Origin of the sequence: Halalkalibacter alkaliphilus (genome assembly GCF_023555415.1) — a bacterium.
GTDB classification, from domain to species: Bacteria; Bacillota; Bacilli; order Bacillales; family Bacillaceae_D; genus Halalkalibacter; species Halalkalibacter alkaliphilus.
Window position 1 is genome coordinate 1 of record NZ_JAKRYL010000029.1, and the last position, 13,625, is coordinate 13,625.

Genomic DNA, 13,625 nt, shown 5'->3' on the forward strand with positions numbered 1-13,625 from the left:
CTCAGAAGGTCAAAACCTTTTTGAGACACCCCTTTCTCTTGACTAAGCTTTGTTTTTCCACAAATCAAACATAGCTTGCGCAAATTCAATTCCTTGATATAACAAAATGCTCAGTGCACTTGCCGAGAAAACAGCAACTGTAATTAGACGAATCCAAAACACATTGATTCCTCCTTTCAACAAGGGATTTATGCGGAATAAATGTTATTTTGAAAATAATTCGACTTATAAAATACAGCTAATAAGAAATGTTTTATTGATGTTACATAATGATTTTCAGAGGTTGCTAGTTTCGGCAAAAAAATTAAACAAATGAATAACGTAAGGGATGCAGGTTTTATACTTTGTATTTTCAATTCTTGAAAGTCGTGTAACTGACTAGTTTCAATTACTGCGTCAGGACCGTAGCCTTTTTCTGCAAAGGTCTTTTCAACTGGAAAAGAGGTGTGCAAAAGCAAGTAAACCATTGATGAAACTAAAAGAATTACATATTTCATGTTGTTTTCACCTCTTCGTAAGTAGCCAAATCATACCATGATCTATATTAGTGGGAAATAGGCTTAAATTACTAATGCTAAAAATGGACAGTCCTGAATTTTTTCATGAATTAAGTATAGTGATGGAGAAGTAAAACCATCAGTCGTATATTTTCTAACGTTCCTGGCATAAAACTTAATTTTTATCATATATGTGGTATGAGGACAAACTTTGAGAGGAGAATCTAAGTGTCAGACCTTTTAAAAATCCTTGTATTTTCATTGTTTTTAAGTTTCTTATGGGTAATTCCTCGGTTTGATCTAATTTTTCAATGGATATCGGAACATGTTTGGCAGTCTAGTATAATAGGGCTTTCAATCGTATTCATACTAGTTATTGTAAATTGGATTAAGTCAAAAAGAGCGACTAAAGTACAAAATGAACAATTACAGGTAGAAAAATCTCAAGGATAATTATTCGGAAGCTTTTGATAGCGAACAGCGGGGTAATATATATTAGGTGTCAATATAAAAAGGGCTTAAGTACTAGATAGAAACGTTTAACTCATCTATGATAGAAATACAAAGAACTACATTGGAGTGGTTTGAATGAAAGGTATTAAAGTGTATCATGTTGATGCGTTTACGGATCAACCGTTTGGAGGAAATCCTGCTGGGGTGGTCCCAAACGCAGAATCTATTGACTCTTTTGAGATGCAATCGATCGCAAAAGAGCTTAATTTGTCGGAGACAGCTTTTCTCATCCCCTCAGAAAGTACAAATACAGATTTTTGTATTCGATATTTTACGCCGAGCAGTGAGATTGATTTTTGTGGGCATGCCACCGTTGCATCAGCTTGGTTACTTGGTACGGTATATGATTGGGCAGAAAAAAAGAACATGATCACGTTTGAGACAAACATCGGTCATGTTCCGGTTGAATTCGTTACTAAGCAAGGCGCATTACATGCTGTTATTATGAAACAGGTAGAACCCAAAGTAAAAAAGATAGAGACAGACCTAGCTGAGTTAGCAACCTATGTCGGTTTAACTAAGGATGATATTGATACAAATTATCCTGTTAGACTTGGGTATACTGGAAATTGGCACCTACTCATACCGGTCACAACACGTAAGGCCATTGACCAAGCTATACCACAGATTCTCAAATTGAAAAAGCATAACGAAAGCCATAATATCTGTACGACGCATCTATTTACTTTTGATAGTCAAGAAGAGAATTGCTTGATTTATACACGCGACTTTGCTCCTGCTGTAGGAATTCATGAAGATCCTGTTACAGGTTCAGCAAATGGGGCTTTAGCTGGTTATTTAGTACTCGAAGGAATCTTAAATTCAAAAGTAGATCATGTCTTTTGTATTGCTCAAGGGCATGCAGTTGGAAGGCCAGGGAAGATTGACATTATCATCTATGTCGAGGATAACAAGCCAATCATAAAAGTTGGAGGTAGGGCAGTTCCTACGATTGCTGGTACTTTTTTAGTAGAGGGAGAATAGTAATCTAAAGATTATTTGCCAACTTTTTTTGTGTATCTATTCGCATAACTAGAGGCTACGAAGGCATCTGGTTTAATTTTAGGTTCAACCCCCATCGTTTCTAACCGGGCCACCATTTCTTTTACAAATTCTCGTGTTTTATTGCGTTTCCCTGAACCGATATCGATATGTCCTTCAATTGAAAATGTAGCTCCTTGGTATACGTATGGTAAGACAATATCAATCATTTTGTTCTTTTTTGCTTCTGTAAACATAGAGACAATCTCTTCTGTTAGTGTGGTTTCTAACGATATTCGTTCATGCAATTGGTGCATTGGCTTAGGTATCGTTATTTTACGGATGCAAGCCCAAGCACCTTTCCCAGTATTTTGAATCACGATTCCAGTTATAAAAACCGTGCATCGTGCATGAACTTGCGAATCCGTTCCAACCATCAGTCGATAATTGCCGCGTGGATTTAATTTCATAAATTTAATAATTCGCTTAAAGACTTGTTCAAACGACATACTTTTTTCTTGTAAATTTTGAAACTTGTAGTGTAACCTTTCTTGTTGTTTCAAATGATCACCTACATTTACTTGGTATAATATCCATCATATGCAAGTAAGCTATATTTATTAGTGAAATCAGAAAATTAAGGCTACTATCCCTAAAATTCGACTAAATCAGTAAGAAATGTTTGCGCATAATGTGTAGTGGTAGTAATATAGATAGAGAATTCAAAAAAAACTTTTCCCAAAACAATATTTGCTGTGAGAAAATAACATGTAATGTAATGGGAATAGTTCGAGCACACTAAAGAAAGAAAGAAAATATTAGGAGTGGTAGAAATGAGCAAACAACAAGTTGGAGTCATTGGACTTGCAGTAATGGGTCGTAACCTAGCGCTTAACATTGAAAGCAGAGGGTACAGTGTTTCTGTATTTAACAGATCTTCTGAAAAAACGGAGACTATGTTGAAAGAAGCAGAAGGTAAGAATGTCGTTGGTACATATAGCATTGAAGAATTTGTTGCTTCACTAGAGGCACCAAGAAAAATATTATTAATGGTACAAGCTGGCTTTGCTACAGATGCAACGATTGAGCAGCTTTTGCCACACTTAGAAAAAGGCGACATTTTAATTGATGGTGGAAACACGTTCTTTGAAGATACTCGTCGTAGAAACAAAGAGCTTGCTGAGTCAGGCGTTCATTTCATTGGAACAGGAGTATCTGGTGGTGAAGAAGGAGCGCTTAAAGGGCCTTCTATTATGCCAGGTGGACAAAAAGAAGCATATGATCTTGTAGAGCCTATCTTAAAGGATATTTCTGCAAAAGTTGGCGGAGATGCTTGTTGCACATACATCGGTCCAGATGGTGCTGGTCACTATGTAAAAATGGTTCATAACGGAATTGAATATGGAGATATGCAGTTAATTTGTGAATCTTACCACCTTATGAAAGACGTTCTTGGACTAAGTGCACAGGAATTACATGAAACATTTAAAGAGTGGAATGAAGGAGAACTTGATAGTTACCTAATTGAGATCACTAAAGACATCTTCACTAAGATGGACGATGAAACAGGAAAGCCTATGGTTGATGTTATTTTAGATACAGCTGGTCAAAAAGGGACTGGAAAATGGACAAGCCAAAGTGCGCTTGATCTAGGTGTACCGTTATCAATCATTACAGAATCTGTTTTCTCTCGTTTTATTTCAGCGATGAAAGAAGAGCGTGTGAAAGCAAGCAAAATTCTAAGCGGACCGAACACTACGTTTGAAGGCGATAAAAAAGAATTTGTTGAAAAAATCCGTAAAGCATTATACTTAAGCAAAATTTGTTCTTATGCTCAAGGGTTTGCTCAAATGAAAGTAGCTTCTGAAGAGTATGATTGGAACTTAAACTTAGGAAATATCTCTATGATCTTTAGAGGTGGTTGCATTATCCGTGCTCGTTTCTTACAAAACATCAAGGAAGCGTACGATCGTGATGCAAACTTAACAAATCTTTTACTAGATCCTTACTTCAAAGAAATCGTAGAAAGCTACCAAGAAGCTGCTCGTGACGTAGTAGCTACAGCTGTTAAGCTTGGAATTCCTGTTCCAGGTCTTGCAAGTGCGTTAGCATACTTTGACAGCTATCGTACAGAAACACTTCCAGCTAACCTTCTACAAGCGCAAAGAGATTACTTTGGTGCTCATACGTATCAACGTATTGATAAAGAAGGAACATTCCATACAAACTGGATGGAAAAATAATAAATTGTGAAAGGTGGCTTCGACTTAGTCGAGGCTGCCTTTTTTTGTTTGGATAAATTTGTATTTATAATTACATCGTATTCTGGTACGATGAGTTTACTTGAAAAGGAGGATGATTCATGTCAACATTTTATGTAGAGAAACTGAATTTTAAAGAACCTAAGAAAATAGCGGAAATGTTTGATGCATTGCTACAGGAATCTACGGACACTGTAGAGGAATTAGAATCATGGCTTAAAAAACAGTCAGAGCTATTTGATGCCATTGAGGAAGCAATGTCTGGGCATTACATCGACTTTCAATGTCAAAGTGACTCTAAAGAGGCAAAAGAGATTTTTGAGCATGATCAAAGTGTCATTGATCCCCTTTTTAAGAAATATAATTCTTTATTTGATGAGGCATTTTTATCTTCTAAGGCAAACTGCCAATTAGACCCTGTTTTGTATAAACAGTTGATTAAAAGAAAACAAAATGCAAAAGAAATTTTTAGATTAGAAAATATTGAATTAGAAGTAAAAGAAGATGCACTTGCAACGAATTATTTTGAACATACAGGAGGGCTAACCGTTCAATGGGGTAATGAAGAACTGACATTAAGTGAACTTTCTCCATACATACAAGCCCCTGATCGTGATACGAGGAAAAAAGCTCTTACTTTAATATCTGAAGCCATCCTCTTCAAGGAAGCAGAGCTTCAACAAATTATGAATGAGCTTATTGTGTTACGTCATCAAAAAGCTCAAAACACAGGGCTAACGAATTACAGAGATTATATGTTTAAAAAATATGAGCGCTTTGATTATTCACCACAGGATTGTAAAAAATTAGCAGAATCAATTCGTAAGTATGTCAAACCGCTCAAAGAAAAATTACAGAAACAGCATAAGAGTGAACTAGGTGTTGACACGTATAAACCATGGGATAGACAGGGTGTTCCACAAGGGCAAAAGCCATTACAGCCTTTTACAACAACTAAGGAGCTTATTGAAAAGTCGAAGGTTATCCTTGGAAACCTTGATCCACGTTTTGCTGAACTTCTAACAACGATGGATGAACGTGGGATGCTTGATTTAAATAGTCGAAAAGGCAAAGCGCCAGGCGGTTTTTGTTCTAATCTACCTGTATCACAGCTTTCGTTTATTTTTATGAATGCATCAAGGACACAAGATGATATGATTACTTTGCTTCACGAAATGGGGCATTGTATTCATAATGACTTAATGAGAAAGCAACCAATTGGAGACTATCGTGAGACACCAATGGAATCAGCAGAATTAGCAAGTATGTCAATGGAGCTTTTGACTATGGACCAGTGGAATCTCTTTTATGAAGATGAGGCAGATCTTATACGTGCAAAGAAAGAGCAGTTAAAAGGAATAATCGATTTTCTTCCTCTAGGGATGATCATCGATCAGTTCCAGCATTGGATGTATGAAAATCCAGACCATACATCTGATGAACGCGATAGAAAGTACAAAGAACTGATGTTAGATATAGATTCAAATGTGGTGAATTGGAATGGTTATGAGAAATGGCAACAAACGGCTTGGTTGCGTGTTCTTCATATTTTTGAGGTGCCATTTTATTATATAGAATATGTAATTGCCCAACTAGGAGCAGTCCAAATGTACAAACAATACCGAGAAAATCCAGAACAAGCACTTGAAAATTATAAAAAAGCATTAGCTCTCGGTTCATCGAAATCTTTACCTGAAGTATATGAGGCGGCAGGGATTCGCTTTGATTTTTCAGATTTGATGATACAAGAATTAATGGTTTTTTTAGAACAAGAATTAGAACAGTTACAGTAAATCAAAAAGAGTTGTCAGTTGTATGACAACTCTTTTTGTTTGAGGAGACCTTATAGAAAGGGAATAGGGATATGGGGAAAAAGAGTCTAATCATAATACTGATTTCTAGTTTAATATTTTTTATTTATGTTTGTTTATTACATATTCAAATCATACGTTACAGTCATATCGAAATTGAGGGAGACATTGATTATGTCATTATATTAGGAGCAAGGGTAAAAGGAGCCGAACCATCTTTATCCCTTAAATATCGAATCGAAGCTGCGGCTGAGTATGTATTAGAAAACGAAGATGTGGTAGTAATAGCAACCGGTGGACAAGGGCCTGGTGAGGACATAACAGAGGCTGAGGCTATTAAAACGGAATTAATGAGGAAAGGAATAGAAGAATCGCGTATTTTTCTTGAGGATGAGTCTACTTCTACAGTGGAAAACATTCGTTTATCGAAAAAACACATTCCTGCTATATCTAAAAAAGGACTTGTTGTTACGAACCGTTACCATGTTTACCGAGCGACAATGATTGCACAAGATCAACAATTAGACGTTACCGGACTGCCCGCTAAAACACCAAGAACTGTTTTGCTGCAATCTTATTTAAGAGAATATTTAGCAATTACAAAGTATTTTTTTACGAGAAATTTGAATTTATATTTACTCATCTTATAGTGGTTAATTCTTTATTTGGTCAAAAAAGATCAAACTTCACACTTGAAAAGTCAAATATGGTCAAATATAATGATTATAGATCGTCAATACATTACAGCCATCAACGGCTTTTCTTTTTATATAATTGGTCAAATATAGTCAAAGTCAAAAGGAGGAACTAGAAATGATTTGTAACAAATGTCAGAGTAAACAAGCAAACGTAAAAGTAAATGTAATGATTAATCAAACGAAAAAGCAACTTGCTTTATGTTCTGATTGTTATCAACAAACACAAAAACAATTTGGAATGTCATCATATCATTTAGATGACTTCTTTAAAGGGTTCATGCTAGAAAGTATGTCAGGATCTAATCACGGTTTTACCCAACAACAAGTAAAAGAGGAAGCTCCAAGCCATAACGGAGATGGATTCCTAGATCAACATGGCCGCAACTTGTCAGATGAAGCTAGACAAGGTCGAATTGATGCTGTGATTGGGCGAGAAAAAGAAATTGAACGTGTGATTGAAGTACTTAATCGTCGTTCAAAAAACAATCCTGTCTTAATTGGAGAAGCAGGTGTCGGAAAGACAGCAATTGCAGAAGGCTTTGCCTTAAAGATTGTTAAAGGGGAAGTTCCAGCTAAGCTTTTAAATAAAGAAGTATATGTTCTAGATATTAGTTCTCTTGTGGCAGGTACAAGCTACCGTGGTCAATTTGAAGAGAAAATGCAACGATTAGTGACAGAATTAAAACAACGAGAGAATGTGATTCTCTTTATTGACGAACTTCATATGCTGGTGGGAGCAGGTAGCTCATCAGAAGGTTCAATGGATGCAGGGAATATTCTAAAGCCATCATTAGCAAGAGGAGAGTTCCAAATCATTGGTGCAACAACATTAAAAGAATATCGAATGATTGAGAAAGATCCAGCACTAGAACGTCGCTTCCAACCTGTTGTCGTCAAAGAACCAACTTCAGAAGAAGCTTTTGAAATTTTAAAAGGAATACGTCCTATTTACGAAAACTATCACAATGTAAAATACTCTGATGATGTATTAAAAGCATGTGTATCATTATCAGATCGTTACATCCAAGATCGCTTCTTACCAGATAAAGCGATTGATCTGTTAGATGAAGCTGGTTCAAAATTAAACCTCACGCAAGGTATAACAGACAAAGGCAAGTTAGAAAAACGGTTGGATGATCTCACTCGTGAAAAGGAAGCAGCAACAAAACAAGAAGATTATGAGAAAGCAGCACGCTTGCGAGATGAAGAACTCGAACTAAAAAAGAAATTAGATAATGATATTATTGAACCTGTGACAGAAGTAACCATTGAGCACATTCAAGATATCATTGAAAAAAGTACAGGGATTCCTGTGAAAAAGCTTCAAAAATCTGAGCAGTCGAAAATGAAGGACCTACAAGGGAATTTAACTAAGAAAGTAATTGGACAAGAAAAAGCAATTGAAAAAGTAGCAAAAGCAATTCTACGAGCTCGAGTAGGGTTGAAATCCAAAACTCGTCCAACTGCTTCTTTCTTATTTGTCGGTCCCACTGGTACAGGTAAAACGGAGTTAACAAAAACTCTTGCTGCAGAGTTATTTGGAAGCAAAGATTCAATGATTCGCCTTGATATGAGTGAATATATGGAAAAGCATTCCGTTTCTAAATTAATCGGTTCACCTCCTGGGTATGTAGGACATGATGAAGCAGGTCAATTAACAGAGCAAGTGAGAAGAAACCCATATTCGATAATTCTTCTTGATGAAATTGAAAAAGCTCACCCGGATGTTATGAATATGTTTCTACAAATCATGGAAGATGGCCGATTAACTGACAGTCAAGGAAGAGTGGTCAACTTTAATGAAACTGTTATCATTATGACGTCAAATGCGGGTGTGAATGATAAGAAATTAGGTGCCATCGGTTTTAACGAATCAGAAGGTGAAAGTGTCCTCAAAACTCAAAGCATTCTTGACAGCTTACGAGATTACTTTAAACCTGAATTTTTAAACCGTATTGATTCAATTATTGTATTTAATCACCTAGAAAAAGAGAATCTCATTAAGATTATTGATATTATGCTAGAGGATTTACAAGTTACACTTACGGAGCAAGGATTATCAGTGACTGTTACAGAAGCGGCTAAAGAAAGAATTGCTGAGCTAGGGTACCATCAAGCATTTGGAGCTCGCCCATTGCGCAGGGCAATTCAAGAACATGTTGAAGATCAAATTACGTCGATTTTAATTAACAGCGATGAGAAGATTACTATGTTTACGGTTGATATTATGGACAATGAGATTAAGGTAGAGGGTAAATAAAATTTAATGACAACGTTGGATGACGAGTTCACTAAAAAAATGAAAGTAGACCTTTTACAGTGAACTTGATGACATCCTCGTTGTCTTTTGTTACATTTGGACATAATAATTTACTTACATAATATTCATAATGTTATACTTTTAACATGTCATTAACAAAAGAAGAGGGAGTGTTTATGGAGTTATTAATTGCTATTTTACTATTCACAGGTCTCTTTGCTATTTATGACGCAATAAGAAAAGTGAATAATAATATATTAAAGCAAACGGAAGAAATAATAAAATTGCGTGAGGAAATGACAAAACACAACCGAAAATAACTACTATAATAAGTTGCCTTCCAAGTCATCTCTGAAACTGAACTTACTAATACATGTAAATATCCGTAATTTCCTGTATTAAATTGACATCACTCAAATTATTATACTATAATTTTTCTTGTAGTTTAATAATAATAAGGGGGATTTACATGAAGCGCATTTCAACGAAGTTTTTCTTCATCATGCTTGCTCTAGTTGTCGGTTTTGTTGCTGCTTGTAGCAATGATTCAACAAATGAGGGTTCTAACACTGATAACGAATCAACTCCTACAATTGGTGGGGGAAACCTTAATATCGGTGTTGTATCTGATCCTGTTTCGTTAGATCCACATGGTGCGAACGAAACAGTTGCTAACACAATCAATGCAACTATTTATGATCGCCTTGTTTATATGGATCAAAATTCAGAAATTCAACCAGGGTTAGCTGAATCGCTCGAACAAATTGAAGATACGGTTTGGGAGGCGAAAATCCGTGAAGGTGTTACGTTTCATGACGGAACGGAACTAAATGCGGAAGCTGTTAAGTTAAGCCTTGACCGTGTGCGTGATCCAGAAGTTGCAGCGCCTGTTGCATTTTTATTTGGAATGGTAACAGATGTTCGTGTAGTTGATGAATTCACTGTACATATTGAGACGGAGTTTCCATTCGCTCCACTACCAGCTCATTTAGCTCATACTGCTGGTAGTATTATCAGTCCGCAATTAATTGAGCAATCATATGAAGACCTTGCAAATGGAGAGAATCCATTCGCAGCAGCAAATGAACAACCATCAGGTACAGGTTATTTCAAATTTGAGAGCCAACAGCCTGGAAACTCAGTATCTCTTTCTAAAAACGAAGATTACTGGCATGAAGAACAAGCGAAAGTGGACACAGTGACTTTTAAGGTAATCCCTGAAAGCTTAACGCGTATTGCTGAGCTAGAAACAGGGGAAATTGATATTAATTTTACTGTTTCTCCTAGTGATGTTTCTCGTGTCGAGAGCAATCCTGATACTATTGTTGAACAAGTTAATAGCACGAGAATGGTTTACCTTGGTTTTAATACTGAAGTAGAACCGTTAAACGATGTAAACGTTCGTCGTGCGCTACACATGGCTGTAGATAAAAATGCCTTAGTTGAAGGAATTTTAGATGGTGTTGGAATTCCAGCAGATACTCCGATTGCTCCAGGTGTATACGGTTATAGTGAAGGTGTCGATACTATTGAGTATGATATTGAACAAGCAAAAGAACTTCTTGCAGAAGCAGGTTATCCTGATGGTTTTGATGTTACGTTGTTAACAGATGATGAGCGTGAGCGCCAAGACTTAGCTGTTGCACTTCAATCTCAACTAGCAGAAATCGGTGTAAATGTTAACATTGATACGTATGAGTTCGGAACCTATATAGAACGAGCTGGTTTAGGCCAAATGGAAATTTTCTTAGGAAGCTGGGGAACAGTGACTATAGATGCTGACTATGGTCTATACGCAGTATTCCATTCCAAAAATATTGGACCACCAGGAAATCGCTCTCGTATTGTAAACGAAGATTTGGATGAACTCCTTGATGCGGCTAGACAAGAAATAGATCCAGAAACTCGAATTGATTTATATGCACAAGTTCAAAACAAACTAGCTGAAGAATCTCCATATGCATATTTATACTTCCCTGATAACATCTCAGCTGTACGTTCAGATGTTGAAGGATTTTGGCAATACCCAAGTGGTTATTTCTTCTTACGTGATGTAACCTTAAATCGTTAATTATTGGATAAAGCAGTCTCTTGAGGTTGATCTTAAGAGACTGCTTTTTTCGTTTATTTTATTTTGGCATTGTTTTCAGCAACAGTTGATATATTTATTTGTAATTAATAAAAAACGTAAGGATATGAAGACCTCACCTAGAAGCATTTCTCAATCAAAGGTGAATTTTTTAATACTTTTAAAAATATTACTTGAATATTGCATTAGAGATTGATATTATTAAAAACAATAAAGTTGTTAAATATTTTAAAAAATAAATAGCGATAAACTTCTTATCCAGAGTGGTAGAGGGACAGGCCCTATGAAACCCGGCAACCTCAAGTTAAATTAATGACTTGAACGGTGCTAATTCCTGCAAAGGTATAACCTTTGAAAGATGAGAGAAATGTATTTTAATAATACATACTAACCTCTCTTTAAAATTATTAGAGAGGTTTTTTTGATGGATAGAAGAATTATCGCTCAAAAGGAGCGAACATTAATGGAAAGAGCAGTGTTTGGTGCAAGTGAATTTTTCAGTCAAAAGGCTTTTATTACAGATTTTCGTGGTATTGAGTATATTCAAGTTAAACAATTAAAAGAAAAGAATGTAGATATTGTAGAAATTTGGTTTGATCCTTGGAAAGTATCCTATAATGAATTATTAGATTTGTTTTTTGATTTGCATAACCCAACCATTAAAAATGGTCAGGAATGTAAGAATCAATCTTATATTTTCTTTACTAATTTTAGCCAATTAAAGATAGCCAAACAAAAGAAAAACCAGCTAATACAAGTTTTTAAAGATGAAATGATCACAGAAATTATTCCGGAGTTTGAACATAATGATACAGGGAAAGATATTAAATTAATATCATAATAAGTCTCATTCTTAGTTAGGTTTTTATGAATGGTAATGAAAGGCTGATGGAAAGCTGCATGAATCGTTTGATCATGAAAAGTAAAAATCATTTGACATGGCTGGTTGTATGATTGACAAAAGGGGGGAGAATGAATCACTTCTTGAACGATCATAACTACCAGCCTTCAAGTTGTAACTCGTTTGCGTACGATTTTATAGTCCATTTAAAAAAGTGTTTATAAAATAAATATGTTTTCATATATTTATATATAGAACATAAAACTCTAACGGTTTTAGAACAGCGAAGACAAGGGAGGATAAAAATGGCTATAAGACCACCAGTGTTACAAAGAGGAGATACGATTGGATTGGTTACAGCTGGGAGCCCTCTTGATGCTAATATAATAAATACTAGAGCTCAAACAATTAGAGATATGGGTTTTAATATTGCTTTTGGCAGAAACGTTTATTCATTTGAGGGCATCGTAGCTTCATCGGCAGAAAAAAGAGCCGAAGATATTATGAGCATGTTCACAGATCCAAATGTTAAGATGATACTAGCAACACGTGGAGGGACTGGGGTGCAGACCATTCTCCCGTATCTAGACTACGATGTAATAAGAGATAACCCTAAAATCATTTCTGGTTATAGTGACATTACCGTACTACTTAATATTTTGAATCAATTTAGTAACTTAATTACGTTTCACAGCCTAATGCTTGGTGATTTTAGAGCAGATACTCCATCTTATAATTATAATCAATTCTTTCAAGCTACTTCTACCGCAATTTCTCCTAGGTCTATCCAGAACCCACCGAATATACCACTAATGAGTTTAGTACAAGGTAATGTAACAGGTCCCATAGTAGGAGGAAATATGACATCGCTTATTAATACACTGGGTACACCATATGAAATTGATACAAAAGGGAAAATACTTTTCTTAGAAGAAATCAATTCTCCTACGACAATGATTTATCGCTACTTTACTCAGCTATCAATGTCAGGAAAGCTCCAAGATTGTATTGGTATTATAATGGGAGAATGCACCACTTGTCCTGTGGCTTATGGTACTACGTATGCAGATTTAATAAGGGATTGGTTAGTACCCTTAGGAAAACCTCTCATGGTCAACCTTGCTACAGGACATGGAAATTATAAAGCTACTATTCCAATAGGTGCATCTGTTAATCTTAATACAATAGAAAATACATTAACTGTTCTTGAATCAACTGTTTCTGTTTAAGTTTGGATTAATCAGTTTTATTTCATGAAAAAAATGAACAATATGATTTTAAATACAAAATAATCAATTTATTTATGTAATCTATACTCAAGTTACTCTCTATGGTATTTTTTTATTGTAGTATACTCCTAATAATAGAGAGGTGGATTATGAGTGGAAATTCATAATTTAATTGAATCAAAACAATATTTTGTTGATGAGACAAAAGTAAATTACTATGTTGTCTATGAAAAATTTGAAAACATTGAGGCTTTGATTAAGGAGAACAGAGTTGAAGAAAGAAATCAGGGCACGGAAGAAATCATATACATTTTTCATGGGTACGGAAAAGGGGATCTGTTACAGACAATTTGTAGTTATCGGTTGGATATTGATCACGAATCTATTAGTGACACACTTAATACTATAAAAGAAGAGCACAAAGAAATTTTTAAGTAGAATGGAG

13 protein-coding genes and 1 riboswitch are annotated in these 13,625 nt (G+C 35.5%); of the genes, 11 read left to right on the plus strand and 2 right to left on the minus strand.

Annotated elements, in window-relative coordinates; all coding sequences use genetic code 11:
* Window positions 1-188: 188 nt before the first annotated feature.
* Window positions 189-497 carry a hypothetical protein gene (locus MF646_RS20060; protein WP_250098282.1) on the minus strand — a complete coding sequence of 103 codons (309 nt, stop codon included), beginning with the start codon at window positions 495-497 and terminating at the stop codon, window positions 189-191.
* 228 nt (window positions 498-725) lie between these two features.
* Between MF646_RS20060 and MF646_RS20065 the strand changes: the two genes are divergently transcribed.
* Window positions 726-950 carry a hypothetical protein gene (locus MF646_RS20065; protein WP_250098283.1) on the plus strand — a complete coding sequence of 75 codons (225 nt, stop codon included), beginning with the start codon at window positions 726-728 and terminating at the stop codon, window positions 948-950.
* A 135-nt stretch (window positions 951-1,085) separates the two neighbouring features.
* Complete coding sequence (locus MF646_RS20070) at window positions 1,086-1,994, plus strand: PhzF family phenazine biosynthesis protein (RefSeq protein ID WP_250098284.1); 909 nt, start codon at window positions 1,086-1,088, stop codon at window positions 1,992-1,994.
* 11 nt (window positions 1,995-2,005) lie between these two features.
* On the opposite strand, the gene MF646_RS20075 is transcribed toward MF646_RS20070, so the two are convergent.
* Window positions 2,006-2,500 (minus strand): ribonuclease H-like YkuK family protein, encoded by a 495-nt coding sequence (locus MF646_RS20075; RefSeq protein ID WP_250098338.1) that lies wholly within the window; start codon window positions 2,498-2,500, stop codon window positions 2,006-2,008.
* Between the two features lie 324 nt (window positions 2,501-2,824).
* On the opposite strand from MF646_RS20075, the gene gndA reads away from it, so the two are divergent.
* The 9 genes from gndA (at window position 2,825) to MF646_RS20120 (ending at window position 13,618) form a co-directional block, all read left to right on the plus strand.
* Window positions 2,825-4,234: an NADP-dependent phosphogluconate dehydrogenase gene (gene gndA, locus MF646_RS20080; RefSeq protein WP_250098285.1), complete on the plus strand. Its 1,410-nt coding sequence runs from the start codon at window positions 2,825-2,827 to the stop codon at window positions 4,232-4,234.
* Window positions 4,235-4,353: 119 nt separating this feature from the next.
* A complete protein-coding gene (locus MF646_RS20085) occupies window positions 4,354-6,045 on the plus strand; it encodes a M3 family oligoendopeptidase (protein ID WP_250098286.1) in 1,692 nt (563 codons plus the stop codon).
* A gap of 71 nt (window positions 6,046-6,116) precedes the next feature.
* Window positions 6,117-6,713 carry a YdcF family protein gene (locus MF646_RS20090; RefSeq protein WP_250098287.1) on the plus strand — a complete coding sequence of 199 codons (597 nt, stop codon included), beginning with the start codon at window positions 6,117-6,119 and terminating at the stop codon, window positions 6,711-6,713.
* Between the two features lie 163 nt (window positions 6,714-6,876).
* Window positions 6,877-9,021, plus strand: coding sequence for an ATP-dependent Clp protease ATP-binding subunit (locus MF646_RS20095; protein ID WP_250098288.1), 2,145 nt, complete (start codon window positions 6,877-6,879; stop codon window positions 9,019-9,021).
* 176 nt (window positions 9,022-9,197) lie between these two features.
* Window positions 9,198-9,341 carry a hypothetical protein gene (locus MF646_RS20100; protein WP_250098289.1) on the plus strand — a complete coding sequence of 48 codons (144 nt, stop codon included), beginning with the start codon at window positions 9,198-9,200 and terminating at the stop codon, window positions 9,339-9,341.
* A 149-nt stretch (window positions 9,342-9,490) separates the two neighbouring features.
* Window positions 9,491-11,092, plus strand: a complete 1,602-nt coding sequence (locus tag MF646_RS20105) for a glutathione ABC transporter substrate-binding protein (RefSeq protein ID WP_250098290.1) — start codon at window positions 9,491-9,493, stop codon at window positions 11,090-11,092.
* 269 nt (window positions 11,093-11,361) lie between these two features.
* Window positions 11,362-11,475, plus strand: a riboswitch (SAM riboswitch).
* A gap of 59 nt (window positions 11,476-11,534) precedes the next feature.
* The gene (locus tag MF646_RS20110; RefSeq protein ID WP_250098291.1) at window positions 11,535-11,951 is read left to right on the plus strand and encodes a peptide-methionine (S)-S-oxide reductase; all 417 of its coding nucleotides are present in this window, start codon (window positions 11,535-11,537) and stop codon (window positions 11,949-11,951) included.
* Window positions 11,952-12,256: 305 nt separating this feature from the next.
* Window positions 12,257-13,180 (plus strand): S66 peptidase family protein, encoded by a 924-nt coding sequence (locus MF646_RS20115; protein WP_250098292.1) that lies wholly within the window; start codon window positions 12,257-12,259, stop codon window positions 13,178-13,180.
* Between the two features lie 153 nt (window positions 13,181-13,333).
* A complete protein-coding gene (locus MF646_RS20120; RefSeq protein WP_250098293.1) occupies window positions 13,334-13,618 on the plus strand; it encodes a hypothetical protein in 285 nt (94 codons plus the stop codon).
* Window positions 13,619-13,625 lie beyond the last annotated feature (7 nt).